The sequence below is a fragment of the Pseudomonas sp. HN11 genome, from assembly GCF_021390155.1.
In the GTDB taxonomy this organism is placed as follows: domain Bacteria; phylum Pseudomonadota; class Gammaproteobacteria; order Pseudomonadales; family Pseudomonadaceae; genus Aquipseudomonas.
The window spans coordinates 2,017,858-2,044,356 of record NZ_CP089985.1 but is presented as its reverse complement, the minus strand read 5'-3'; the positions used below and the strand labels follow the sequence as shown (position 1 = coordinate 2,044,356).

General features: G+C 58.3%; 18 protein-coding genes, 2 tRNA genes and 3 rRNA genes. 10 read left to right on the top strand and 13 right to left on the bottom strand.

Going from position 1 to position 26,499, the window contains the following annotated elements; genetic code table 11:
* Positions 1-8 precede the first annotated feature (8 nt).
* From LVW35_RS09485 to LVW35_RS09465, 5 genes are read left to right on the top strand one after another with little or no spacing between them, the layout of a single operon-like run.
* Entirely contained in the window at positions 9-1,226 is a 1,218-nt protein-coding gene (locus LVW35_RS09485) for a glycosyltransferase family 4 protein (protein ID WP_233895025.1), read from the top strand.
* Complete coding sequence (locus LVW35_RS09480) at positions 1,217-2,320, top strand: glycosyltransferase family 4 protein (RefSeq protein ID WP_233895024.1); 1,104 nt, start codon at positions 1,217-1,219, stop codon at positions 2,318-2,320. The genes LVW35_RS09485 and LVW35_RS09480 overlap by 10 nt, the downstream gene beginning before the upstream one ends.
* Before the next feature lie 2 nt (positions 2,321-2,322).
* A complete protein-coding gene (locus LVW35_RS09475) occupies positions 2,323-3,750 on the top strand; it encodes an O-antigen ligase family protein (RefSeq protein ID WP_233895023.1) in 1,428 nt (475 codons plus the stop codon).
* A complete protein-coding gene (gene murJ / locus LVW35_RS09470; RefSeq protein WP_233895022.1) occupies positions 3,750-5,159 on the top strand; it encodes a murein biosynthesis integral membrane protein MurJ in 1,410 nt (469 codons plus the stop codon). Before LVW35_RS09475 ends, murJ begins: the two co-directional genes overlap by 1 nt.
* A gap of 22 nt (positions 5,160-5,181) precedes the next feature.
* Positions 5,182-6,237: an acyltransferase family protein gene (locus tag LVW35_RS09465; RefSeq protein WP_233895020.1), complete on the top strand. Its 1,056-nt coding sequence runs from the start codon at positions 5,182-5,184 to the stop codon at positions 6,235-6,237.
* Positions 6,238-6,297: 60 nt separating this feature from the next.
* Here LVW35_RS09465 and LVW35_RS09460 read toward each other — a convergent pair whose 3' ends face one another.
* From LVW35_RS09460 to LVW35_RS09430, 7 genes are all read right to left on the bottom strand, one after another.
* Positions 6,298-6,873, bottom strand: coding sequence for a DUF4174 domain-containing protein (locus LVW35_RS09460; RefSeq protein ID WP_233895018.1), 576 nt, complete (start codon positions 6,871-6,873; stop codon positions 6,298-6,300).
* A gap of 164 nt (positions 6,874-7,037) precedes the next feature.
* A complete protein-coding gene (locus LVW35_RS09455; RefSeq protein ID WP_233895016.1) occupies positions 7,038-7,670 on the bottom strand; it encodes a glutathione S-transferase N-terminal domain-containing protein in 633 nt (210 codons plus the stop codon).
* Positions 7,671-7,682: 12 nt separating this feature from the next.
* Positions 7,683-8,261, bottom strand: coding sequence for a GNAT family N-acetyltransferase (locus LVW35_RS09450; RefSeq protein WP_233895014.1), 579 nt, complete (start codon positions 8,259-8,261; stop codon positions 7,683-7,685).
* Between the two features lie 70 nt (positions 8,262-8,331).
* Complete coding sequence (locus LVW35_RS09445; RefSeq protein WP_233895012.1) at positions 8,332-10,689, bottom strand: DNA polymerase II; 2,358 nt, start codon at positions 10,687-10,689, stop codon at positions 8,332-8,334.
* A gap of 72 nt (positions 10,690-10,761) precedes the next feature.
* Entirely contained in the window at positions 10,762-11,220 is a 459-nt protein-coding gene (locus LVW35_RS09440; RefSeq protein ID WP_233895010.1) for an SRPBCC family protein, read from the bottom strand.
* Between the two features lie 162 nt (positions 11,221-11,382).
* Positions 11,383-13,275, bottom strand: a complete 1,893-nt coding sequence (gene mrdA / locus LVW35_RS09435) for a penicillin-binding protein 2 (protein ID WP_233895009.1) — start codon at positions 13,273-13,275, stop codon at positions 11,383-11,385.
* Positions 13,276-13,422: 147 nt separating this feature from the next.
* Positions 13,423-14,838 carry an aldehyde dehydrogenase family protein gene (locus LVW35_RS09430; protein ID WP_233895008.1) on the bottom strand — a complete coding sequence of 472 codons (1,416 nt, stop codon included), beginning with the start codon at positions 14,836-14,838 and terminating at the stop codon, positions 13,423-13,425.
* Positions 14,839-14,940: 102 nt separating this feature from the next.
* Between LVW35_RS09430 and LVW35_RS09425 the strand changes: the two genes are divergently transcribed.
* Complete coding sequence (locus LVW35_RS09425) at positions 14,941-15,831, top strand: LysR family transcriptional regulator (RefSeq protein WP_233895007.1); 891 nt, start codon at positions 14,941-14,943, stop codon at positions 15,829-15,831.
* An 88-nt stretch (positions 15,832-15,919) separates the two neighbouring features.
* Here the strand turns inward: LVW35_RS09425 and rrf are convergent.
* The 5 genes from rrf to LVW35_RS09400 all read right to left on the bottom strand — a co-directional run bounded on the left by rrf (position 15,920) and on the right by LVW35_RS09400 (position 21,150).
* Positions 15,920-16,035: ribosomal RNA gene (gene rrf / locus LVW35_RS09420) — 5S ribosomal RNA — on the bottom strand.
* Positions 16,036-16,192: 157 nt separating this feature from the next.
* Positions 16,193-19,084: ribosomal RNA gene (locus LVW35_RS09415) — 23S ribosomal RNA — on the bottom strand.
* Between the two features lie 243 nt (positions 19,085-19,327).
* Positions 19,328-19,403: transfer RNA gene (locus LVW35_RS09410), tRNA-Ala, on the bottom strand.
* A 10-nt stretch (positions 19,404-19,413) separates the two neighbouring features.
* Positions 19,414-19,490, bottom strand: a tRNA-Ile gene (locus LVW35_RS09405).
* Positions 19,491-19,613: 123 nt separating this feature from the next.
* Positions 19,614-21,150, bottom strand: a 16S ribosomal RNA gene (locus tag LVW35_RS09400).
* The 16S, 23S and 5S rRNA genes sit together here with 2 tRNA genes alongside, the layout of an rRNA operon.
* A 640-nt stretch (positions 21,151-21,790) precedes the next feature.
* Here LVW35_RS09400 and rhtA point away from each other — a divergent pair.
* The 4 genes from rhtA to LVW35_RS09380 all read left to right on the top strand — a co-directional run bounded on the left by rhtA (position 21,791) and on the right by LVW35_RS09380 (position 24,594).
* Entirely contained in the window at positions 21,791-22,678 is an 888-nt protein-coding gene (gene rhtA, locus LVW35_RS09395) for a threonine/homoserine exporter RhtA (RefSeq protein WP_233895006.1), read from the top strand.
* Between the two features lie 164 nt (positions 22,679-22,842).
* Positions 22,843-23,124, top strand: coding sequence for a hypothetical protein (locus LVW35_RS09390; protein WP_233895005.1), 282 nt, complete (start codon positions 22,843-22,845; stop codon positions 23,122-23,124).
* A gap of 111 nt (positions 23,125-23,235) precedes the next feature.
* The gene (locus LVW35_RS09385; protein WP_233895004.1) at positions 23,236-23,967 is read left to right on the top strand and encodes an SDR family oxidoreductase; all 732 of its coding nucleotides are present in this window, start codon (positions 23,236-23,238) and stop codon (positions 23,965-23,967) included.
* A gap of 36 nt (positions 23,968-24,003) precedes the next feature.
* The gene (locus tag LVW35_RS09380) at positions 24,004-24,594 is read left to right on the top strand and encodes a 2-hydroxychromene-2-carboxylate isomerase (protein ID WP_233895003.1); all 591 of its coding nucleotides are present in this window, start codon (positions 24,004-24,006) and stop codon (positions 24,592-24,594) included.
* Positions 24,595-24,642: 48 nt separating this feature from the next.
* On the opposite strand, the gene LVW35_RS09375 is transcribed toward LVW35_RS09380, so the two are convergent.
* Positions 24,643-26,451, bottom strand: coding sequence for an aminopeptidase P family protein (locus LVW35_RS09375; RefSeq protein WP_233895001.1), 1,809 nt, complete (start codon positions 26,449-26,451; stop codon positions 24,643-24,645).
* Between the last annotated feature and the right edge of the window lie 48 nt (positions 26,452-26,499).

Genomic DNA, 26,499 nt, shown 5'->3' with positions numbered 1-26,499 from the left:
GGCCCGCCATGCGCATTTTATGGATCCTGCCCTACTCGCCCTGGCCCGCCACCAGCGGCGGCAAGACGCGCCAGTTCCACCTGCTGCGCAGCCTGGCCGCGCGTGGGCATCGGATCACCTTGCTGCTGCATGACAAACATCCGGTGTCGCTCACCGACCGCCAGGTGCTGGAGGCGTTTCTCGAACAACTGATCATCCTGCCGCGTCGCCCACTGCGCAGCGTCACGACACTGCTCGCCGGGCTGTTCGCCCCTTACCCGTTGCTCGCCAGTGTGAATGGACTGTCGGGTGGGTTGCAGGACACCTTCAACTGGTTAATGGGTGAACAGTGGGATGTGGTGCAGATCGAACACAGCTACAGTTTTCAACCCTATGAAGATGCACTGGCGCGTAAATCCCAGCCGTTCGTGCTGACCGAACACAACGTCGAATCGGCCCTCGGCGCGGCCACTTATGACCGTTTGCCGGGTTGGTCGTTGCCATTCATTCGCTATGACCAATGGCGCTACACCCGCTGGGAACGCCGGGTAATGCGCCAGGCTGCCCAGGTGGTGGCGGTGACCGACAGCGATGCTCAGACCCTGGAAAAAATCGCCGGCAAACCGGTGTCGGTAGTGGTCAATGGCGTGGATTGCGACCACTTCGCCGCCGCCCGCCCTGACCCCTCGACCCGCCGCGTGTTGTTCCTCGGCAACTACGAATACGCCCCCAACGTGGACGCCATCGAGTGGGCCCTGGACGAAATCCTGCCCAAGGTCTGGGAACATTGCCCGGACGCGCGCATGAGTGTGTGCGGCTTCGGCATGCCCGACAGCTGGCGTGAACGCTGGCCGGACCCGCGCATTGAGTGGCAGGGTTTTGTGCCCAACCTGCTGAAACTGCAGTCGAGCTGTTCGGTGTTCCTGGCGCCGTTGCGCCATGGCGGTGGTTCCAAGCTCAAAGTGCTGGAAGCGCTGGCTGCTGGCTTGCCCTTGGCGAGTACCGAGCAAGGCGTGTCGGGGTTGGACCTGGTGGAAGGCCTGGACTACCTTGGCGGGCAAACCGCCGCGAGCCTGGCCGACGCCGTGGTGCGTTTGCTGCAATTCCCCGACGCCGCCGCCCCCATGGGCGAAGCCGGTCGCGCCTATGTGCGTCGCGCCCATGACTGGAGCGTCGCCGCCAGCCAGCTGGAAAAGGTGTACGCGAGCCTTTCGCCGCTGAATCAAAAGGAGCCCGCATGCGTGTAGGCCTGGATTACCGCACCGTCGGCACCTCGCCGCAATCGGGCATCAGCCGCCAGGTGTACGCGCTGGAAAGCGCCCTGCAGGGTATGCCGGGCATCGAGCTTGAGCGGTTCACCGTCGCCCCCCTGGGCGATGAAACCCGCTTGCAGGCCCATTGCCCAGCCTGGGGCTGCGCCAAGACCGCGATGCACCAGCCGCAGAATCGCCTGCGTTTCGAGGCTGGTTTTCTGCCCCGTGCGTTGCGTGAACAGCAGATCGACCTGTACATCAGCACGTTCAACATGGGCCTGCCATTGCCGCCCAAGCCGAAGAGACTGCGCACCGTGGTGCTGTTGCATGACCTGTTTCAGATCACCCTGAACAACTACCACGCCAACCGATTGAAGGCGCTGATCTACAAGACCAGCGATCACCTTTCGATTGCCTATGCGGTGCACAGCGCCGACCGGGTGTGGACGCCTTCGCAGTACAGCGCTGATGAAACCGCGCGGTTGTTCCCCAAGGCCGCAGGCAAGATTCGTGTGTTGCCCAATCAGGTCGATGGCTTTTCCGAACTGGCGGCAGACCTCGGTGCGCGTCAGTTGCCCGAGCATTATTGGTTGCTGGTGGGCACCCGCGAGTTGCGCAAGAATGTGCCGTTCCTGGTAGACGCCTGGCAACAGGCACGACGGCTATCCCCCGCCGTGCCGGAGTTGGTGCTGGTGGGCAGCCTGGACCATTTGCCCGAAGGCCAGCGCGGTCTGCCGGGGATTCGCGCACTCAGCGGCGTGTCGGATGCCGAATTGCATGCGCTGTACCGCAAGGCCTCGCGTCTGTGGCAGCCGTCCTATGCCGAAGGCTTCGGCCTGCCGGTGATCGAAGCCCTGAGCGTCGGCACCCCGGTGGCGGTGGCCAGCGGCACCTCGCTGGATGAAATCACCCCGCCCTCGGCGCCGCGTTTTTCGCCCACCGACGGCCCGGCGTTGACGCAATTGATGCTCAGCCTCGGCGAACGTGTTGAAGACGAATCACCCGAGCAAAACCGACAATGGGCGCAACGCTTCAACCATCACGCCTATCGTCGGCGCCTGGCCGAACTGATCGAGGAACTGAAGTGAGAGTGAACCTGCCCAGTCTCGTCGCCATTCTCTTCGGCCTGCTGTTTGGCGCCGTCGCCCTGCTGCTGTCGCCCGCCAAGGCGTTTCTCGCCGTGATCGGCCTGGCCGGGGCCGTGACCATCCTGCGCTTTCCATTCTGGGGTCTGTTGCTCTTCGCGCTGGTCGCCACGTTCATGCCGTATTCCACGGTCAACCTGGGCATTCGCAGTACCGTCAGCGAAGCCATCCTGGCGATGACCTGGGGCGCGGTCCTTTGGAACAGCTTCCTGGCACGCTGGTCGGATACGCCGAGCCTCGCCCGACGCCCTACCGACCAGATGCTGTTGTGGCTGATGGTGTTCAGCGTGTTTCCCTTCATTGTCGGCCAGGTCACCATTCACGCCGACAGCAGCGGTGTGGCCAACTGGCTGCGTTGGCTCCTGAACTTGTCGGGGGTGTTTCTCTGCGCCAAGTTGCTGGTGGACCACAAACACCGTGAGTCCCTGGTGATCGCCCTGCTGCTGGGCAGCCTGGCCATGCTGGTGCTGTCGATTGCGGTGTTCGTGCGCACGCGCTCCGGGGCCGGCATCGCGCCGGTGCTGGCGCTGTTCAACTACGGTAACTTCGACACGCTGAAATTCGGCCTGGAAGCTATGTCGTCACGCATGGGCTCGCCGTGGATGCACCCCAATGCCATCGGCGGGATCATGGCGCTGCTGCTGCCGTTGGCCTTCTGTTTTGGCATGACCGAGCAAGGGTGGAAGCGCGCGCTGGGCTTGGGCGTGGCATGCCTGGGGGCGGCGGCCTTGCTGTTGGCAAGTAGCCGTGGGGCGATGGTCAGCCTGGCGTTGGTGCTGCTGTGGATGGCCACGCGTCGGGTGGCGTACACCGGGCGTCTGCTGATGATCGGCGCGGCGCTGACCGTGGCGCTGGTGATTGCATATCCCCCGTTGCAGGAACGCCTGGCGACAATCTTTTCTTCGAGCAACGCCAGTACCGAAGTGCGCTTCGACGAATACCGCATGTTCCCGCAGGCAGTGGTGTCGTATCCGTTCGGCATCGGCTTCAAGGTCGACCCGCCGGTGCCGGGCACCGATTTGTTGGGCATCTCCAACCTGTGGCTGAACTACATCTACAAAACCGGCATCGTCGGCATGCTGTTCTTTATCGCAGTCACCGTGCGCTGGTGGCGTGAAGCGCGCCCGGAACGCGGCCCGATCCGCCTGACCAAGGACAATGCGCTGTGGCTGGGCACCACCGCCGGGATTCTCTCGGCGCTGGTCAGCGGCCTGTTCGACCACTACTTCAGCTTTGCGGTGGTGATGGTCGCGTTGTTCTGGCTGATGGTCGGCATCAACGTGCTGGAGGCACGTCGACTGTTTCCGGCACGCCTGCCGCAGGTGAAACGTGTGGTCTCTCGCAACGCCATGCTTGATGGCGCACGGCCCTGATGCTGGGCTCCGCCGCTTGGCTGACGCTGGCGACGCTGCTGGGGCTGTGCCTGGGTTTTGCCCGTGAATGGCTGCTGGTGGCGGCGTGGGGCGCGGGCGAGCGCAGTGATGCATTCCTGATCGCGTTATTTTTGCCGGAAGCGCTGCGCATGTCATTGGCCGGCGGCGTGCTGAGTGCCGCGGCGCTGCCGCTGTACCTGACGCGCAAGGATAACGAGCGATTGGGCTGGTTGGCCGCGTTGTTCCCCGCACTGTTGCTGATCGCCCTGGTCACCAGCCTGTTGCTGACACTATTGGCGCCGTGGCTGGTGCAACTGCTCGGTCCCGGCTTGGCGGCCAGCGCCACGGCGCTCGCCAGCAGCAACTTGCAGATCGTCGCCTGGTGCGTGCCGGGGTTGATGCTGCATGCACTGTTCAGCATCCCTTTGCAGGCCAGCGAACGTTTTGTGCTGGCCGGCCTGGGTTCGTTGTTGTTCAACTTGCCGCCGGTGACCTACCTCGCCCTCGCCGGCACCGCCACCCAACCGCACTCGTTGGCCCTGGCCTGCCTGGCAGGCAGCCTGTTGATGCCGTTGGCGTTGCTGCCATCCATGTGGCGCCAGGGCTGGCGGCCGTGGCGCTGGCAACTGTCGTGGGCGCCGCTACGGGAGTTGGGCCAACGCGCCGGCCCGTTGTTGCTGAGCAACGGCGCCAGCCAGGGCCTGGCGCTGATCGAACGACTGGTGGCGTCGCTGCTGGGTGAAGGCGCGGTGACTTGGGTCAACCTGGCGCGCAAGCTGATGAACCTGCCGCTGATTGCGCTGATGAGCCTCAACCAGGTGCTGCTGGGCATGATGAGCCGCCGCCAGGGCGACGAGCGCCTGGCCCTGCTCAAGCGTGGCCTGGAAACCGCCAGCGTATTGACCCTGCCCGCCGGTGTCGGCCTGGTGGCAGCAGCCCCGAGCCTGGTGGCGTTGCTGCTGCCTAAGCAATCGCTGGACTCGCCGTTGCCGCTGCTGCTGGCCTGGTTTGCCGTGCCGCTGGTATTCGGTGCCTGGAACGCCTTGCTTGCGCGTTATGCCTACGCGGCCGGGGATACGCGCCAGCCGCTGCGCTGCGAACTGCTCGGCAGTCTGGTCAACGTGCTGCTGCTCGGCGTGTTGCCCTTTGTGTTTGGCCTGGCGGGTATTGCGTTGTCGGCGCTGGCTGGGGTGATCTGCACCGCGCTGTTGCTGATGCAACGCCAGGCCTTGCTCGGCGCCCTGTCCTGGACACGCAGCTGGCTGCTCAGTGCCGTGCTGATGGGCGTGGCAGGGTTGACGCTGTTTCGGATTGAAGACGTGTGGCTGCAACTGGGGCTGAGCACCCTGGCCGGCGCCGTGGTGTTGCTAGGCATGGGGCTGTGGCTCAAACCGTGGCGCAAGGCATGAATGATCGATCGGGGATAGGTGGATGAAACATCGTTGGATTCAAATGGACATCGCCAAAGGCATCGGCATCCTGGTGATCGTGTTCGCCCACAGTTGGTTTGTCGCCACCTCGCCGGACTTGCTGTACCCGGTATTGGCGTCGTTCATCTTGCCGTTGTTCTTCTTTTTGTCGGGGGTGTTCTTCAAGCCGGAACAGCCGTTCGTTGAGATGGCAGTGCGCAAGGCCGATGGTCTGCTAAAGCCGTTTTTCTTCACCATGCTGACCTACGTGATCGCGCGCAGCATTCTGCGTGACCAGCCGCTGCTGCCGGATATCGGCGGCGTGTTGTACGCCTCGGTGGACACCATCCCGTGGCAGGCGTTGTGGTTCCTGCCGCACTTCTGGGTGGCGATTCTGTTCAGCTGGGTGATGCTGCGTTTGATCCAGCGCCTGAAGCTATCGTTGTTGTTCAGCCTCGCGTTGATGGCGCTGCAACTGATAGTGGGTGTCTGGATGCTGCCTTGGTTCTGGCAACTGCCGGTCACATTCGGCGAGCATACCTGGGTGCTGCCGGGCCTGCCGTTCAGCGTGGATATCACCTTGATCAGCAGCACTTATTTCATTGTCGGCTACCTGCTGCGTGATTGGCTGCGCACCCACGCGGGCTCCTGGCTGACACTGTTGATTTCGATTGCGTTGTTTGTCGCGGTGTTCACCTTCACCTGGGACACCATGGACCTGGCGCAGCGACGCTACGACCACTGGTTCTGGACCACGTTGCCGGCCGTGATCGGCGTGTACGCCTGCTGGGCGCTGGCGCGCGTGCTGATGGTGTCGACCTGGGTCACGCGGGCCATGACCTACATCGGTCAGAACACCTTGATCCTGTTGATCTTCCATGGCGAGATCCAGCACAAGACCTTCGACCTGCTGGAGCGCTTGGGGCTGCACGCGTTTGTCGCGGCCTGCGTGGGTTTTGTGGTGGCCGTGGTGGTGCCTTTGTTGATCGGGGAAGTGATCAAGCGGGTGGCATTTTTGCGGTTCTTCTACTTTCCGTTTCCGGTGCGTAAACCCGCTAGGGAGAAGGCCCCTACTTGAGAACGCAAAAGCTCCAAATGTGGGAGCGGGCCTGCTCGCTCCCACAAGGGGTTGTTTATTTCAGTCGTCGAGTTGTTGCGCGGCTGGCTTACTGCCGTGCTTGGCAGGCTTGGCGCCCTTGGCTGGGGCCGGTGCAGTGGGCTCCGGCTCGGCCGGTGCGGCGGTTTCTTTCTCGGCCATCGGCATCTGGTCGATGGCGCTGAAGAACTCCTTCAGGTCGAGAGTATCCGGCGGCACGGTCTTCTCGAGTTTCTTCTCGCCGTCCTTACCCACCAGAATCACTTTGGTACCACTGCCGGCACCCAGCTTAAGGGCGCGGATCAGCGCGTTGGTTTCCGGCGGCGTGAGCTTTTTGTTGTCCTTGGGATCCTTGGCGAACTTCTCGCCTTCGGCACCGATGCTGCCGAACTTCACGGTGTAGAACACCATGCTGCGTTCGTCAAAGGACTGCCTGGTCGCAGGCTCGTCCAACTGTTTCTTGAGGGTCGCCAAGGTGTCGTTGCCCGAATCGAGCTCTACCACCACCAGCGGCCGGGCCTTGCCCAAGTCCTGCTTGAGCGGGTTGATATCATCAGCAGCCAACAGCGGCCCCGTAAAAGCCATCAAGGTAGCCAGGGTCAGCGACCGGATGAGCATGCGCACCTCCTTTGTATTCCATGCAGGGTTCTTGAGTTTCATGTCTGCGACAGTCAAATTCAAGGATGATTCCTACACCACTTCAAGAAAGCGTAGGACAGGACGCCCGCTACGCAAGGGTTTGGTGGCTGCGACTGTCATTGTTTCCACTGATTTCGGAAACATCATGAGACCTTCCATTCCGGCCAATGACGAGCAAATACGGGGGCGACGAGTGGGTCGGCATCCACTTGCGCCAGGCTCTGGGCAAAGCTCGGCGCCAAGCCGTTCAATGCCTCTCGTGCTTCATCCCAGCGCGACACTGCCGCCGCCATAAGGCCCAGTGCATTCGGCACACCGTTTGGCGCAAACAACTGCTCGGCAAACTGATCGGCGAACACCACCCAGGCCTGATGCAGGTAACGCCGGGTGCCCGACACCAACTGCGCCTGCACTGTTTCGTTGACGTTGCCGAGCCAGCGTTGCGGGTAGTCGATGATGCCGATCGCCGAATAACAGTTGGCCGCGATGTACACCAGGCCGCGGATGATCTGTGCGCGGTCGCCAGCCAGCAGGCCCGAGGCGGGATATTCCAAGCCCAGGTGGATCAGGATCGCGGCGCTTTCCGTCAATACCTGGCCATCGGGGGTGACCAGGGTGGGCACTTGCTTGAGCGGGTTGATCCGGGCCAGTTCATCGCTGCCTTCACCTTCCGCCCAAGAGGCCGCGTCCACTCTTCGCCACGGCACCGCACAGCGTTGCAGGGCGATTTCGATCATGCAGGAACCGGATTCGTCGATGCCATAAAGCGTGTACATGGACTTTTCCTCCTAGCGTTGCAATTTGGCGTGCAAATGCGCCTTCACCTGCGGCCATTCCGAATCGATGATACTGAAGCGCACCGAGTTACGCTTGCGGCCGTCTGGCATGATGCGTTCGTGACGCACGATGCCTTCCTGCACGGCGCCGAGACGCTGGATCGCGGCGCGGGACTTTTCATTGAGTTCGTCGGTGGTGAATTGCACACGCACGCAGTCAAGCACTTCGAAAGCGTAGGTCAGCAACAGCAGTTTGGCTTCGGTGTTGATGCCGCTTTTTTGCGTGGACAGTGCCAGCCAGGTGTGACCGATTTCCAGTTTGCGATTAACCCGGTCGACCTTCCAGAACCGCGTGCTGCCCACCACCTTGCCGTCATCACGACGCACCAGGGTGAACGGGATCACGCTACCGGCGTCACGCCCCGCCAGGGCGGTGTCGATATATTTATCGACAGTATCCGGACCGGGCACGTTGGTGACCTTGAGGTTCCACAATTCGCCATCGGCGGCGGCGTCGAGCAACGCGGCCCGGTGTTCCCTCTGCAGGGGCAGGAGTTCGACCGTGGTGCCGCTCAGTGTGATCAGGGTCATGGTGGCAGCGCCGTCTGGGTGGTCATCAGTGACAGAGAGTGCAGGCTCCCACCCGGACGAATCAAGCGTTTTAAAACAGGCCCATCTGACCGCCGACCAAGGTGCTGAAATCGTCATTCACGAACGGCAGGATCGCATCCGCCACCGGCTGCAATTGACGGGTGACGTAGTGGTCGTAGTCGATGGGTGCTTGCCGCACTTCCAGGGGTTCCGGGCCGTTGACGCTGATCACGTAACTGATCCAGCCGCCGCGCTGGTACTGGCGCGGGCGTTTCAGGCGGTCGTTGTATTCATCGGCCAGGCGCGCGGCACGCACATGGGGCGGCACGTTGCGCTCGTAGTCGTCCAGTCGGCGACGCAGGCGTTTGCGGTAGATCAGCAACTCATCGAATTCGCCGCCGAGGGTACGGCGCACGTAGTCGCGGATGTAGTCCTGATGAGGCTGGCGATGAAAGATGCGCTGGTAGAGTTCCTGCTGGAAGCGGCGCGCCAGGGGCGACCAATCGCTGCGCACGGTTTCCAGGCCTTTGTAGACCATTTCTTCGCTGCCATCGCTGCGCACCACCAGGCCGGCGTAGCGTTTTTTGCTGCCCTCTTCCGCACCACGGATAGTCGGCATGAGAAAGCGCGCGAAATGGGTTTCGTACTGCAACTCGAGGGCGCTTTGCAGGCCGAACGCGGTGCGCAAGTGCGCGCGCCACCAATCATTGACGTGCTGCACCAGCGACCGGCCGATGCGGCTGGCATCCTCCTGGGAATGCGCACTACCGAGCCAGACAAAGGTGGAGTCTGTGTCGCCGTAGATCACCTCATAGCCCTGTGCTTCGACCAGTTCGCGGGTCTGGCGCATGATCTGGTGGCCGCGCATCGTGATCGACGAGGCCAGGCGTGTATCGAAGAAGCGGCAGCCGCTGGAACCGAGTACGCCGTAGAAGGCGTTCATGATGATTTTCAGGGCCTGGGACAGTGGCGCGTTGTGTTCGCGCTTGGCGTCTTCGCGGCCTTCTGAGACCCGTGCAACGATGGACGGCAAACAATGCCGGGTGCGGGAAAAACGGGCGCCGCGAAAGCCTTCCACCGAATCACTATCGTCAGGATGTTTGAGGCCTTCGATCAAGCCAACCGGGTCGATCAGGAAGCTGCGGATGATCGACGGGTAAAGGCTTTTGTAGTCGAGCACCAACACCGATTCGTAAAGGCCGGGGCGTGAGTCCATGACAAAACCGCCGGGGCTGGCCTGGGGTGGCTTGTCGCCCAGGTTCGGCGCGACGAAACCCTGGCGGTGCATCAACGGCATGTACAAATGAGTGAAGGCGGCGACGGAGCCACCGTTGCGGTCAGCCGGCAACCCGGTGACGCTGGCCCGCTCCAGCAGGAACTTGAGCAGTTCGGTCTTCTCGAAAATCCGCGTGACCAACTCGCAGTCCTTGAGGTTGTAGCGTGCCAGGGCGGGCTTGTCCTCGGCAAACATGCGGTTGATTTCGTCCATGCGCTGGTACGGCGTGGAGATGTCCTTGCCCTCGCCCAGCAGGGTTTGCGCGACGTTTTCCAAGCTGAAGGATTCGAAGCTCCAGGTGGCCGAACGCAGGGCTTCGATGCCATCGATGATCAAGCGACCCGCCGCCGCGGCGAAGTAATGGTTGCGGCTGCCGTGTTCGCGCCAAGCCATAGGCTCTTCACCACGCCCGAGCATGAGCGGCACATTGAGGCGCTGGGCATGCTCGTGGAGCACGCGCAGGTCGAACTGCACCACATTCCAGCCGATGATCGCGTCGGGGTCATGCAGGACCAGCCATTGGTTGAGGCGTTCGAGCAGTTGGGCGCGGGTGTCGCAGTAGTCGAGCTTGAAGTCCACGGCGGTGGTTTTGTTTGGCGGGCCGAGCATATACACCTGGCGCTCGCCGCAGCCTTCGAGGGCGATGGAGTAGAGATCGCCTTGGGCGGTTGTCTCGATGTCGAGGGACACCAGTTTCAGCGACGGCCGGTAGTCGGGCGCAGGTTTCATCTGCGCGTCGCAAAGCACGCCGGTGGCGTCGGGCGTGCCGCCAAACCACACCGGGGCGGTGATGAAGCGCTCCATCATGTAGCGCTCGGGTGGGCGTACATCGCCTTCGTAGACGTCGACGCCCGCCGCGCGCAGGCGTTTTTCCACTTCCATCGCCTGACGGTGCTGCCGGGTGTACAGGCCGAGGACGGGGCGGTGATGGAAATCGCACAGCTGCAACGGGCGCAACTCGATATCACGCTCGCCCTTGAGCAGCCAGTCCAACGGCTTGCGATGGGCCTCGGGAATGAACATCACCGAGGTCTGCACGGGTAGGCGGATAAACCTTGGACCCTGGTCAGTGGCCAGCCAGAAGCTGACCTCCGTGCCCGCCGGGGTATCGCGCCAATGCCGGGTCAGGACAAAACCCTGCTGTAAATCCACCGTACCGCACCTCAGGAATCGCTTTCAGGGCGTGATTCTACTCGGCATCACGCACATGCGGCAGGTTAACGCTCACGAACGCTGGAGGTAGTCTTCGATATTGCCCATTTGCTCGTCCCAACCGCGCGAGTTCATCTTGAACGCCTTTTGCCGGCGGGCTTCGGGCACGTTATCAAATCCGGACTCGACCACCCGCAGCAGAATACCCGGTGCACGGTCCTCAATGGTGAACTCCACCAGTGTCGGGGTTTCCTGGTCGTAGTCCACGCCCTCTTCTACCGCAAAGGGATGCCACCAGAATGAGAACAGCGTTTGCGGCAGGATACGTTCGATCCTGGCCTTCCAGATCACATGTTCGTAACCCGGATAAGTGATCGGCGCTTCGATGCTTTGCCCGGCAGCGAAGGTTTTACCGTCGAGTGCGATACCAAACCACCGACCGAATTGCTCGGCATCGGTGAGGGCTTCCCATACTTGTTTACGTGTAGCGTTGAGCAGGACTTTTCGTTCGATTCGATCCAGTACGTGCATAAGTCACCTCCTCCATTGACAGTAGGCGACATCGAACAATGCGCAACCTTTCAGTCACGCATTGGTGTTGCGACTTACTTCAGGACTTCCACTTGGCATTGACCATCGCGTTACGCGGCTCGCCGTAGGAACCCGAGTTGAATGTTCGCGTGCAGGCTTGAATCAAACCTTGGGATCGCCGGGCGCTTTGGCCGGTGTCGCATATTGAGGTTTCAGGTGTCCTTCCTGGTCGAGCAGCCAAGCGTCCATGATCTGGCGCACCACCGGGCCCGCCACGCGGCCGCCAGCCTCACCGTTTTCGATCATCACCGAAATCACGATTTTCGGGTGTTCGGCCGGCGCGAAGCCGACGAACAGGGCGTTGTCGCGATGGCGCTCCAGGGTTTTCTCTCGGTTGTAACGCTCGCCCTGCTTGATCGCCACCACTTGCGCCGTACCACTCTTACCGGCAATGCGGTACTGCGCGCCTTGTGCGGCAGCGCGAGCGATGCCGCGTGGATCGTGCATCACCAGTTGCATGCCGTGATTGACCTGCTCCCAATCACGCGGATCCTTCAGGACAACGTTAGGCATGGGATTTTCATCCACCGGCGGCACGCCGTTGATGGTCTTGGCCAGGTGCGGTCGGTTCCACACGCCTTTATTGGCAATCAGCGCTGTGGCCTGGGCCAGCTGCAACGGTGTGACCTGCATGTAGCCCTGGCCGATGCCGAGAATCACGGTTTCGCCCGGAAACCAGGGTTGGCGGCGCGTGGCGCGCTTCCAGGCCTGGGAAGGCATCAGGCCGGCTGACTCTTCGAACATGTCCAGCGAGACTTTCTGGCCCAGGCCGAACTCAGCCAGGTAGTCATGCAGACGGTCAATGCCCAGCTTGTGGGCCAGGTCGTAAAAATAGGTGTCATTGGAGCGCATGATGGCCGCGTCCATGTCTACCCAGCCGTCACCGCTGTGGTTCCAGTTGCGGTATTTATGGTCAAAATCCGGCAGTTGGTAGTAACCGGGGTCGAACACGCGGGTTTGTGCAGTGACGACGCCGCTGTCGAGGCCGGCGATAGCGACCTCCGGCTTGATGGTCGAGCCCGGTGCGTAGAGCCCACGTAGCACACGATTGAACAGAGGCCGGTCGATGGAATCGTGCAGTGCGGCATACTCCTTGAAGCTGATACCGGTGACGAACAGGTTCGGGTCGAAACTCGGCTTGCTGACCATGGCCAGCACTTCGCCGGTTTGCGGGTCGAGAGCAACTACCGAGCCACGGCGATCGCCCAAGGCCTGTTCTGCTGCTTCCTGGAGATGCACGTCGAGGCTCAACACGATGTTTTTGCCAGGGATCGGATCCGTATGCTTGAGCACGCGAAGTACGCGGCCCTGAGCGTTGGTCTCGACTTCTTCATAGCCGACGTGGCCGTGTAGCTCGGATTCGTAGAAGCGCTCAATACCAGTCTTGCCGATGGATTGCGTGCCGCGATACTCCACGGAGTCGAGGGCTTTGGATTCTTTCTCGTTGATCCGGCCTACATAACCGATGGAATGAGCGAAGTGAGCGCCCAATGGGTAATGGCGGACGAATTGCGGTTCTACGTCTACGCCTGGGAGGCGGAACTCGTTCACGGCCAGCAGCGCGATCTGCTCTTCGGTCAGTTCATAAAACAAGGTCACAGGGACAAAGGGATGGCGCGCCTGTTTCAGCGCCTTGTCGAAGACAGCGCGGTCTTCGGCAGGCAGATGCAGCAAGCTGACGATAGCGTCCAGCTCGCCCTTGAGGTCAGTGGTGCGCTCGCGGGTGATGGTCAGGTTGTAGCTGGGGCGGTTGTCGGCCAGTACCACACCGTTACGGTCATAGATCAACCCGCGTGTCGGGGTAATCGGCAACACGTGGACACGGTTGTTCTCGGAGATCGTGGAGTGATAGTCAAATTGTACGACCTGCAGGAAGTACATGCGCCCCACCAGGGCACAGGTGATGCCAATCACCAACAATGCGCAGGCGAGCAGACGCTTGTTGACCAGGCGGTTCTCTTTTTCGTGATCCTTGATCGGTATCGGTTCAGGCATTTCTACAGCATCTCGTTGAAGAAAGTCGACGCCGCGTCCTGCGGATGAAAGATCAATCCCTGTGAAAATGTGCTGCACCATACCAAAAATGCAGAAACACTTTGCATCGATTTCCCCAACGGCATGCTGGCTTATCGCTTTTTAAGGTCAAGAGAGGATGGATTTGGGTTCCAGAAAGGCCTCCAGACCGAAAGTACCGTATTCGCGACCGATGCCGGATTGTTTGAAACCGCCAAAGGGTGCACGGGGTTCGTGGGCCAGGGTGTTGATCAGCACGCGGCCGGCATCGATTTGCTCGGCCAGGGTGTGGGCCTTCGGTAGATCGGATGAGAGGATATAGGCCTGGAGGCCGTAGGACGTGTCGTTGGCGATGGCCAGGGCTTCTGCTTCATCCTTGTAGGTGATGACCGAAAGCACGGGGCCGAAGATTTCTTCGCGGGCGATGGTCATTTGGTTCGTCACGCGGCTGAATACGGTGGGTTTGACGAACCATCCGGCTTTGCATTCGTGGGGCAGGCCGAGGCCACCCGTCAGTAGGTGGGCGCCTTCCTCGATACCGAGCTGGATGTATTTCTGGACCCTCTGCCATTGCTTGAGGCTGACCATGGGACCGACGCTGGTGTTCGGGTCCTGAGGATCGCCTGCGCGAACGTTGGCAACTTCCTTGATGATCAACTGTTCTACCTCAGCCAAACGGTGAGCCGGTACGAGGATGCGGGTGCCCGCTATACAGGCCTGCCCGCTGTTCATGAAACCCGCTTGAAGTGCCATGGGGATGGCTTTTGTCAGGTCGGCATCGTCGAGCACCAATACCGGCGACTTGCCGCCTAGCTCGAGGGTGATCCGTTTCAGGGTCTCAGCGCCCGCACGCAGGATGTGTTTACCCACCGCCGTGGAACCGGTGAATGAGACCTTGGCAATGTCAGGGTGCGTGCTAAGAACCGCACCGACGGTTTCGCCCCGCCCAGTCACGATGTTAAAGACGCCGGCGGGTAATCCCGCTTGATGAAGAGCGCGGGTGACGACGTCGGTTTGCAGGGCGCTCATTTCGCTGGGCTTGACCACAGCAGTGCAACCGGCGGCGAGAGCGGCCGCGAGTTTGCCGCAGATGAAGCCGGCGTTGCTATTCCAGGGCGTGATAAGTCCGGCGACGCCCAAGGGTTGCATGATCACTTCTGCAATGCCGATGCGCCGGGTGAAGTCATAGTCCTGCAGTATGTTCGCAGCATCCAGTAGGACGCTGGCTGCATGCTTGGCCATCCAGACTGCACGGGAAACAGGGGCGCCGTATTCTTCGATGATGGCTTGGGTCAGTTCGGCTTGTACGGACGCTACGGCAGCATGCATGCGTTTGAGATGAGCAACCCGCGTGGATTGAGTCGTGCGTGAGAACTCAGGAAAAGCCTGCTTTGCGGCCTCGATGGCGGCGTAGGCATCTTGCTCATCAGCCAACCTGACGTGCCCGATGGGCTGGGCGGTCGTTGGGTTGAACAGGTCGAACAGCTCCTCTCCGTGGGGTGTGACAAATTTGCCATTGATGTAGATGTGATTGATCGTGTGCATAGGTTCTCCGAAGACACTCAGTTGGTATGCCTTAAAGTAAGTCACTATGATTAGCCTGATAATCCGTATAAAACGGCATGAGCTAATGAGCGATCCAGGACAATGAACACATCCGGGCTGAATGAGCTGGAAGCAGTACTGGCGGTGGCACGTCATCGCAGTTTCCGTGCGGCGGCGACTGAACTGGAGGTGTCGACATCCGCCCTGAGCCACTCGATTGCTGCGCTTGAAGCGCGAATGGGGGTGCGGTTGTTCAATCGGACGACACGTAGCGTGTCGTTGTCGGAGGTAGGGGCTGAATTTGTCAGCACTATCACCCCCGCGCTTTCGACGATCCGGGAGGCGTTGGAGCACGCTGGCAATCGCCAGACAGCCCCGAGCGGTACGTTGCGGCTTAACACCTCGGCAGGCGCGGCCAAACAGGTGATGTCGCTGTTGCTCGAATACTTGCGGCGCTATCCAAAGATGAAGCTGGATATCGTCACCGAGGGCCGCCTGGTTGATATTGTCGCTCAAGGGTTTGATGCGGGTATTCGCCTGGGCGATAGCATTCCCCAAGACATGATCGCCGTGGATATCAGCCCTCGGCAGCGCTTTGCCGTACTGGGAAGTCCGGCCTATTTTGCTGAAAATCCTGCCCCGCTGACCCCGTTGGATTTAAGCGCACACCCTTGCATTCGCAGCCGCATGCCGAGTGGTGCCATTTATCGGTGGGAGTTTGAACGGCACGGTGAAACTATTGCTGTGGATGTGCAAGGCGCGCTGACGCTTGATAATCCTACACTGATGCTTGAGGCGGCCCGAGCAGGGTTAGGTCTGGTTTATTTAACTGAATGGAATGCAGCGGCGGATCTTGCAGCAGGAAGCTTGGTTCGTGCGCTTGAAGACTGGACGCCGTCGTTTGATAAGTTGCGGCTTTATTATCCAGGAAGGCGGCATGTGCCGGCGGGGTTGAGGGCGTTGATAGAGCTGATCAAGGAGAAAGATTTTTAAGTGACGTAACCTGTATCGTTTCAATTGACTTTTCGCCCGCCCAAAACAAAACCCCATCTGCTTTCGCAAATGGGGTTTCGGAATTTAATCTTGACGATGACCTACTCTCACATGGGGAAACCCCACACTACCATCGGCGATGCATCGTTTCACTGCTGAGTTCGGGATGGGATCAGGTGGTTCCAATGCTCTATGGTCGTCAAGAAATTCGGGTACTGAGTCGCGACCTGTTGGCCTCGCTTCAGCAAATTGGGTATGTGACAGCGTTCGGTGTTTTGTGAGATTCGAACTTTCGGTTCATTTCGTCTTCACACACCGCAATCTGATGCTCGTTAGAGTAATCAAATTGCTTGGGTGTTATATGGTCAAGCCTCACGGGCAATTAGTATTGGTTAGCTCAACGCCTCACAGCGCTTACACACCCAACCTATCAACGTCGTAGTCTTCGACGGCCCTTCAGGGAACTCAAGGTTCCAGTGAGATCTCATCTTGAGGCTAGTTTCCCGCTTAGATGCTTTCAGCGGTTATCTATTCCGAACATAGCTACCCGGCAATGCCACTGGCGTGACAACCGGAACACCAGAGGTTCGTCCACTCCGGTCCTCTCGTACTAGGAGCAGCCCCTCTCAAATCTCAAACGTCCACGGCAGATAGGGACCGAACTGTCTCACGACGTTCTAAACCCAGCTCGCGTACCACTTTAAATGGCGAACAGCCATACCCTTGGGACCGGCTTCAGCCCCAGGATGTGATGAGCCGACATCGAGGTGCCAAACACCGCCGTCGATATGAACTCTTGGGCGGTATCAGCCTGTTATCCCCGGAGTACCTTTTATCCGTTGAGCGATGGCCCTTCCATACAGAACCACCGGATCACTAAGACCTACTTTCGTACCTGCTCGACGTGTCTGTCTCGCAGTCAAGCGCGCTTTTGCCTTTATACTCTACGACCGATTTCCGACCGGTCTGAGCGCACCTTCGTACTCCTCCGTTACTCTTTAGGAGGAGACCGCCCCAGTCAAACTACCCACCATACACTGTCCTCGATCCGGATAACGGACCTGAGTTAGAACCTCAAAGTTGCCAGGGTGGTATTTCAAGGATGGCTCCACGCAGACTGGCGTCCACGCTTCAAAGCCTCCCACCTATCCTACACAAGCAAATTCAAAGTCCAGTGCAAAGCTATAGTAAAGGTTCACGGGGTCTTTCCGTCTAGCCGCGGATACACTGCATCTTCACAGCGATTTCAATTTCACTGAGTCTCGGGTGGAGACAGCGCCGCCATCGTTACGCCATTCGTGCAGGTCGGAACTTACCCGACAAGGAATTTCGCTACCTTAGGACCGTTATAGTTACGGCCGCCGTTTACCGGGGCTTCGATCAAGAGCTTCGCGTTAGCTAACCCCATCAATTAACCTTCCGGCACCGGGCAGGCGTCACACCCTATACGTCCACTTTCGTGTTTGCAGAGTGCTGTGTTTTTAATAAACAGTCGCAGCGGCCTGGTATCTTCGACCGGCATGAGCTTACGGAGCAAGTCCTTCACCCTCACCGGCGCACCTTCTCCCGAAGTTACGGTGCCATTTTGCCTAGTTCCTTCACCCGAGTTCTCTCAAGCGCCTTGGTATTCTCTACCCAACCACCTGTGTCGGTTTGGGGTACGGTTCCTGGTTACCTGAAGCTTAGAAGCTTTTCTTGGAAGCATGGCATCAACCACTTCGTTAACTAAAAGTTAACTCGTCATCAGCTCTCGGCCTTAAGATCCCGGATTTACCTAAGATCTCAGCCTACCACCTTAAACTTGGACAACCAACGCCAAGCTGGCCTAGCCTTCTCCGTCCCTCCATCGCAATAACCAGAAGTACAGGAATATTAACCTGTTTTCCATCGACTACGCTTTTCAGCCTCGCCTTAGGGACCGACTAACCCTGCGTCGATTAACGTTGCGCAGGAAACCTTGGTCTTTCGGCGTGGGTGTTTTTCACACCCATTGTCGTTACTCATGTCAGCATTCGCACTTCTGATACCTCCAGCAAGCTTCTCAACTCACCTTCACAGGCTTACAGAACGCTCCTCTACCGCATCACTTACGTGATACCCGTAGCTTCGGTGTATGGTTTGAGCCCCGTTACATCTTCCGCGCAGGCCGACTCGACTAGTGAGCTATTACGCTTTCTTTAAAGGGTGGCTGCTTCTAAGCCAACCTCCTAGCTGTCTAAGCCTTCCCACATCGTTTCCCACTTAACCATAACTTTGGGACCTTAGCTGACGGTCTGGGTTGTTTCCCTTTTCACGACGGACGTTAGCACCCGCCGTGTGTCTCCCATGCTCGGCACTTGTAGGTATTCGGAGTTTGCATCGGTTTGGTAAGTCGGGATGACCCCCTAGCCGAAACAGTGCTCTACCCCCTACAGTGATACATGAGGCGCTACCTAAATAGCTTTCGAGGAGAACCAGCTATCTCCGAGCTTGATTAGCCTTTCACTCCGATCCACAGGTCATCCGCTAACTTTTCAACGGTAGTCGGTTCGGTCCTCCAGTTAGTGTTACCCAACCTTCAACCTGCCCATGGATAGATCGCCCGGTTTCGGGTCTATTCCCAGCGACTAGACGCCCTATTAAGACTCGCTTTCGCTACGCCTCCCCTATTCGGTTAAGCTCGCCACTGAAAATAAGTCGCTGACCCATTATACAAAAGGTACGCAGTCACCCAACAAAGTGGGCTCCCACTGCTTGTACGCATACGGTTTCAGGATCTATTTCACTCCCCTCTCCGGGGTTCTTTTCGCCTTTCCCTCACGGTACTAGTTCACTATCGGTCAGTCAGTAGTATTTAGCCTTGGAGGATGGTCCCCCCATATTCAGACAAAGTTTCTCGTGCTCCGTCCTACTCGATTTCATGACTAAGAGATTTTCGCGTACAGGGCTATCACCCACTATGGCCGCACTTTCCAGAGCGTTCCGCTAATCTCAAAGCCACTTAAGGGCTAGTCCCCGTTCGCTCGCCACTACTAAGGGAATCTCGGTTGATTTCTTTTCCTCAGGGTACTTAGATGTTTCAGTTCCCCTGGTTCGCCTCTTGCACCTATGTATTCAGTACAAGATAACCATCTTATGATGGCTGGGTTCCCCCATTCAGACATCTCCGGATCAAAGTCTGTTTGCCGACTCCCCGAAGCTTTTCGCAGGCTACCACGTCTTTCATCGCCTCTGACTGCCAAGGCATCCACCGTATGCGCTTCTTCACTTGACCATATAACCCCAAGCAATCTGGTTATACTGTGAAGACGACATTCGCCGAAAATTCGATAATACTCAAAACTGAGTAACTCACAAATTTTACCTTAGCCTGATCCGTTACCAGTGAAAGTAACGTTCAGTCTATCTTTCTATCACATACCCAAATTTTTAAAGAACGATCTAGTCAAAGACTAGAAATCAATATTCTCAACGGAATACTCATTTCTAAGCTTTCAAACCTTCAGAAGCAGTTATATGGTGGAGCCAAGCGGGATCGAACCGCTGACCTCCTGCGTGCAAGGCAGGCGCTCTCCCAGCTGAGCTATGGCCCCATAACAAAATTGGTGGGTCTGGGCAGATTCGAACTGCCGACCTCACCCTTATCAGGGGTGCGCTCTAACCAACTGAGCTACAGACCCAATTTCGAGCGCGCAACTGTTAGCTTGGAGCTATCAGCTTGGAGCTTAAAGCTGCTTCTATCGTCTTCTTCAATGAATCAAGCAATTCGTGTGGGAGCTTATGGAGCAGCTGATGTCGTCGATTAAGGAGGTGATCCAGCCGCAGGTTCCCCTACGGCTACCTTGTTACGACTTCACCCCAGTCATGAATCACACCGTGGTAACCGTCCTCCCGAAGGTTAGACTAGCTACTTCTGGTGCAACCCACTCCCATGGTGTGACGGGCGGTGTGTACAAGGCCCGGGAACGTATTCACCGCGACATTCTGATTCGCGATTACTAGCGATTCCGACTTCACGCAGTCGAGTTGCAGACTGCGATCCGGACTACGATCGGTTTTATGGGATTAGCTCCACCTCGCGGCTTGGCAACCCTCTGTACCGACCATTGTAGCACGTGTGTAGCCCAGGCCGTAAGGGCCATGATGACTTGACGTCATCCCCACCTTCCTCCGGTTTGTCACCGGCAGTCTCCTTAGAGTGCCCACCATCACGTGCTGGTAACTAAGGACAAGGGTTGCGCTCGTTACGGGACTTAACCCAACATCTCACGACACGAGCTGACGACAGCCATGCAGCACCTGTCTCAATGTTCCCGAAGGCACCGATCTATCTCTAGAAAGTTCATTGGATGTCAAGGCCTGGTAAGGTTCTTCGCGTTGCTTCGAATTAAACCACATGCTCCACCGCTTGTGCGGGCCCCCGTCAATTCATTTGAGTTTTAACCTTGCGGCCGTACTCCCCAGGCGGTCAACTTAATGCGTTAGCTGCGCCACTAAAAGCTCAAGGCTTCCAACGGCTAGTTGACATCGTTTACGGCGTGGACTACCAGGGTATCTAATCCTGTTTGCTCCCCACGCTTTCGCACCTCAGTGTCAGTATCAGTCCAGGTGGTCGCCTTCGCCACTGGTGTTCCTTCCTATATCTACGCATTTCACCGCTACACAGGAAATTCCACCACCCTCTACCATACTCTAGTCAGTCAGTTTTGAATGCAGTTCCCAGGTTGAGCCCGGGGATTTCACATCCAACTTAACAAACCACCTACGCGCGCTTTACGCCCAGTAATTCCGATTAACGCTTGCACCCTCTGTATTACCGCGGCTGCTGGCACAGAGTTAGCCGGTGCTTATTCTGTCGGTAACGTCAAAATTGCAGAGTATTAATCTACAACCCTTCCTCCCAACTTAAAGTGCTTTACAATCCGAAGACCTTCTTCACACACGCGGCATGGCTGGATCAGGCTTTCGCCCATTGTCCAATATTCCCCACTGCTGCCTCCCGTAGGAGTCTGGACCGTGTCTCAGTTCCAGTGTGACTGATCATCCTCTCAGACCAGTTACGGATCGTCGCCTTGGTGAGCCATTACCTCACCAACTAGCTAATCCGACCTAGGCTCATCTGATAGCGCAAGGCCCGAAGGTCCCCTGCTTTCTCCCGTAGGACGTATGCGGTATTAGCGTCCGTTTCCGAACGTTATCCCCCACTACCAGGCAGATTCCTAGGCATTACTCACCCGTCCGCCGCTCTCAAGAGAAGCAAGCTTCTCTCTACCGCTCGACTTGCATGTGTTAGGCCTGCCGCCAGCGTTCAATCTGAGCCATGATCAAACTCTTCAGTTCAAACATCTTTGGGTTTTTAAGAAACCCTAAACTTGGCTCAGCAATCGTTGGTTACATCTTTGATTTCTCGCGGAGTAACTTGTGATGCTGATAATCTTGTTGACTATCAGTCTGACCCCACAAGCACCCACACGAATTGCTTGATTCAGTTGTTAAAGAGCGGTTGGTTAAGATCTTTCGTCTCAACCGAGGCGCGCATTCTACAGCAGCCTCATTTGCTGTCAAGTGATTATTTTCAGAAGTTTTCGAAGATTTCTTCAACAACTTCAACCACTTGCGCTTGCGATCTCTCGTTAGCGGGAGGCGAATTCTACAGCGTTACACGCTGCTGTCAACACCTCTTTTTCAACTTCCTTTTGACTTCGATAACCTGAAGCAACTTACCGCCGAAACCTACGTAACCCGTTGTTTACCAAGGAGTTTTCCGTTTCGACTGCGCCGGAAGTGGGGCGAATTATAGACTTCCAGAATCTGCCGTCAAGTCTTAATTTGGTTTTTCTATCAAAGACTCTGCAAACCTAAAAATCTTCGCTATATACGGAGACGACCAGGATAATTGAGCAATATATTGCTCAACACCAAACAGTTAAGCATCATAGCGGCCACGCTTTTCTTAATATGACATCGGACGCTATCCCTAATGAACACCTCCTCGCGTAGCCTGGCCTCGACATTATTCCCGGTCGGTCTGCTGTTGATCGCCATGGCCTCCATTCAGTCCGGCGCCTCGCTGGCCAAGAGCATGTTCCCCATCGTCGGCGCGCAAGGCACCACGACGCTGCGGCTGATTTTCGCCAGCGTGATCATGCTGCTTCTATTACGACCATGGCGTGCCAAACTGACAGCCAAGTCCCTGCGCACTGTGATCGTCTACGGAATGGCGCTGGGCGGCATGAACTTCCTCTTCTATATGTCCTTGCGTAGCGTGCCCCTCGGTATTGCGGTTGCCCTTGAATTCACCGGGCCGCTTGCAGTAGCCATCTATGCCTCTCGGCGCGCAGTCGATTTCCTGTGGATAGCCCTCGCGATTGTCGGCCTGCTCTTGTTAATTCCCATGGGTGAAACCAGCAGCGGAATCGACTTGGTTGGGGCAGGGTACGCGCTAGGGGCCGGGATCTGTTGGGCGCTTTACATTCTGTACGGCCAGAAGGCGGGCAATGATAACGGTGTGCAAACCGCCGCCCTTGGCGTAATGATCGCCGCGTTGTTTGTTGCCCCTATCGGCATCGTTCATGCGGGCAGCGCCCTGTTGACCCCCGCATTGATACCCGTAGCGATCGGCGTCGCCATTCTGTCCACCGCCCTGCCCTATACCCTAGAAATGGTCGCACTCACGCGCCTTCCCGCCCGCACCTTCGGTACCCTCATGAGCATCGAACCGGCGTTCGGCGCCCTCTCCGGCCTGTTCTTCCTGCACGAGCACTTGTCCCTCGCACAGTGGTTGGCCATTACTTGCATCATCTTGGCCTCCGTAGGCGCTACCGTAACGATGCGCGGCGAGACAAAGCCGCTGGTTCCAGCCGATTGAAGCCTGTTTGAATGTAGCTCTGGCATTTGGCGCTCATTTAGGCCATGTTTAAGCCGTGAACGAATGTCATTCATGGAGAACTTTGACAAGGACTGCGTTAACGCTACACCCGAGAGCGAGTAGAGCCAGCCTCTAGTATTGCGGGGCGGCTATTAAGGATAGGAATGAAGCGAATTTTGATACTGTCGATGGTCATGGCGATTGCCGGTTGTGCCGCGACCACCAAGACAGAAGTGAAACGTGGCAAAAAAGGGCTGCATATCAACTGTTCCGGCCTGTCTTCCTCCTGGGACCAGTGCTACACCAGTGCATCCAACTCCTGCGGTGCCAAGGGCTACCGGGTAATTGCAAAGTCCGGTGATAATTCCGAGGAACCAGGAGACTACCCCTTCGGCCTCAACCCTGCCGGCTACACCAGCCGCAGCATGATCGTCATCTGCAAGTAATCGCTCGAGCAGTTATTCCCTGACTGCTCTCATTAAATTCCAACGACAAACCCAGCCCTTTGCGGCGCTGCGACTAAACTCCTGCTCGACCATCGAGCCAAGGGAGTTCCCATGACGCACCACAAGAAAATCGTATTGGTAGTGGGTGCTGGCGACGCAACGGGCGGTGCCATTGCCAAACGCTTTGCCCGCGAAGGTTACGTGGCGTGTGTCACCCGCCGCAGCGCCGATAAATTGCAGCCGCTGGTAGACAGCATCCATGCGACAGGTGGTGAAGCCCATGGCTTTGCCTGCGATGCACGTAAAGAAGAAGACGTCATCGCGCTGATCGAACAGATCGAAACCGAGCTGGGTCCCATTGAAGCCTTAGTGTTCAACATCGGCGCCAACGTGCCGTGCAGCATCCTGGAAGAAACCGCGCGCAAGTATTTCAAGATATGGGAGATGGCTTGTTTCTCCGGTTTCCTGAATGCACGTGAAGTGGCCAAGCGCATGGTCACGCGTAATCGAGGCACCATTCTGTTCACAGGGGCCACCGCAGGGTTGCGCGGCGCGGCGGGTTTTGCCGCCTTCGCCGGCGCCAAGCACGGTATCCGCGCACTCGCGCAAAGCATGGCGCGGGAACTTGGGCCCAGGAACATCCACGTCGCCCACGTGGTGGTCGACGGCGCCATCGACACCGACTTCATTCGTGACAATTTCCCGCAGAAATACGCGCTCAAGGACCAGGACGGCATTCTCAACCCCGAGCATATCGCCGATAACTATTGGTACCTGCACAGCCAGCCACGTGACGCGTGGACGTTTGAACTGGACCTGCGTCCCTGGAATGAACCTTGGTAAGCACGTTCCCACAATAACCAGCAGCGAGCATTGACCATGAGTAAAACCCTGGAATTCTTCTTTGACCTCGGCAGCCCCGCTACCTACCTGGCCTACACCCAGCTCCCCGCATTGTGCGCATCAACCGGTACGCAGCTGATTTACAAACCCATGCTATTGGGCGGGGTATTCAAGGCTACGGGTAACGCCTCTCCCATCACCGTTCCCGCCAAAGGTCGCTACATGTTTGATGACCTGGCGCGCTATGCTCGCCGCTACAACGTATCGCTCCAATTCAACCCGAACTTTCCCATCAACACCCTACTGTTGATGCGGGCCGTCACCGGCATTCAATTGCGCCAACCCGAGCGCTTCGATGACCTTGTGGATTGTCTGTTCCGCGCCCTCTGGGTAGAGGGTCGTGATTTGGGAGATCCCGCCGTTGTGGCTGCCGTATTTGTCGAGCACGGCTTCAATCCCGAAGAAGTCCTGGCCCTGGCCAACGACGAAGCGGTAAAAGCCGCCCTCAAGGACAACACCGAACAGGCCGTTCAACGCGGCGTGTTCGGTGCGCCCAGTATGTTTGTAGGCAACCAGCTGTTCTTCGGTCAGGACCGTCTGGATTTTGTGCGCGAAGCTCTCAGTTAAATCTTAATCGCCGGAAACGCCCTGGCACAGGCGCTCGAATTGAGGCGATCAAATAGCGGCGGTACGCACCTGCAACCACTCAAGCGCAGCACCGTCAAGCAACGGGCTCAAACGCTCTCGCACCTCGGCGTGGTAGGCGTTGAACCACTCACGCTCCTCTGTCGTGAGCAGCGACGGCTCCAGGCAGCGTGTGTCGATAGGGCACAAGGTCAGGGTTTCGAACTTGAGGAACTCGCCGAACTCAGTCTTGCCGGCTTCGCGGTTCAGCACCAGGTTCTCGATACGTACACCCCAGCGTCCCGGACGGTAAGTGCCCGGTTCGATGGAGGTGATCATCCCAGGCTGCATCGCCGTTTGCGGCGCAGTCGCCGCTTGATAGGCAATTACCTGCGGACCTTCATGCACATTTAGGAAATAGCCTACGCCGTGCCCGGTACCATGGCCGTAGTCCACACCCTCGGACCAGATCGGTGCGCGAGCGATGGCGTCCAGCAGCGGTGACAGGATTCCTTTCGGGAAATGCGCACGGGACAAGGCAATCACGCCCTTGAGCACACGGGTGCAGTCGCGTTTCTGTTCCTCACTCGGCGTACCGATCGGCACCATCCGCGTGATATCTGTGGTGCCGCCGAGGTACTGGCCGCCCGAATCGATCAGCAGCAGGCCATCGCCTTCGATCACTGCGTGCTCTTCTTCGGTGGCATGGTAGTGCGGCATCGCACCGTTGGCGTTGTACGCCGCAATGGTATTGAAACTCAACGACACATAACCTGGGCGACGGGTGCGCGCAGCCGTCAGGTGCTCATCGATGGTCAGTTCGGTGATACGTTCGCGACCCAGCGCACTCTCCAGCCACGCGAAAAACTCGCACAAAGCCGCACCGTCCTGCTCCATGGCTTGGCGGATGTGCTCCGCGTCGGCCAGGCTCTTGCGTGACTTGGCCAGGGTGGTCGGGTTGAGCCCTTCGACCAGCTTGACGCCGACATCCAGGTTTTCCAGCAAACCGGCAGTGACGCGAGCCGGGTCGACCTGCAAAGTGTCGCCCGACGGTACCGCGCGCAATGCATCCGCCACTTCGCTGTAGTCGCGCAGCGTTACACCCTCCTGTTGCAGCACAGCCCGCAGCTCGGCATCGACTTTGCTCAGCGCCACGAACAACGTGGCCTGTTGTTGATTGATCAATGCAAAGGACACAAACACCGGGTTGAACGAAACATCGCCGCCGCGAAGGTTGAACAGCCAGGCGATGTCGTCCAGGGTTGCGATGAAGTGCCAGTCGGCGCCCTTCTCTTTCAAGGCGGCACGCAGCGAGGCGAGTTTCTCACCACGACTGACGGTGGCCTGCGGTGGCAGGTGTTGATAGATCGGCTGGTTCGGCAGCGTCGGACGGTCTTTCCAGACCTCATTCAACAGATCAATATCAGTACGCAGTTGGGCACCGCGCTCTGCCAATTTGCCGCCCAAGGTACGCGCCGAAGCCACGGCCATGACCGCACCGTCCACCGCGACCACGCCACCTTCCGGCGTTTGCTCGGCCAGCCACTCCAACGGCCCAGGCTGGCCCGGCTGCAACTTCACCAATTCGATGCCGCTGCCTTTGAGTTCCTTGGTCGCCTGTTCCCAATAACGGCTATCGGCCCACACACCGGCGAAATCCGCAGTGACAATCAGCGTCCCCACCGACCCATGAAACCCCGACAACCATTGGCGCCCCTGCCAGTAACCCGGCAGATACTCGGACAAGTGCGGGTCGGCGGACGGCACCAGCAGGGCGTGAATGCCCTCGCGGCTCATCAGTTCACGGGTGCGCGCCAGGCGCTGGGGAACCGTTCCATGGGTCAAAGGCTGCGTACTCATTGTGTCTCCTGCTAACCACGAATAATTATTATGTGTTGCGATAGATGA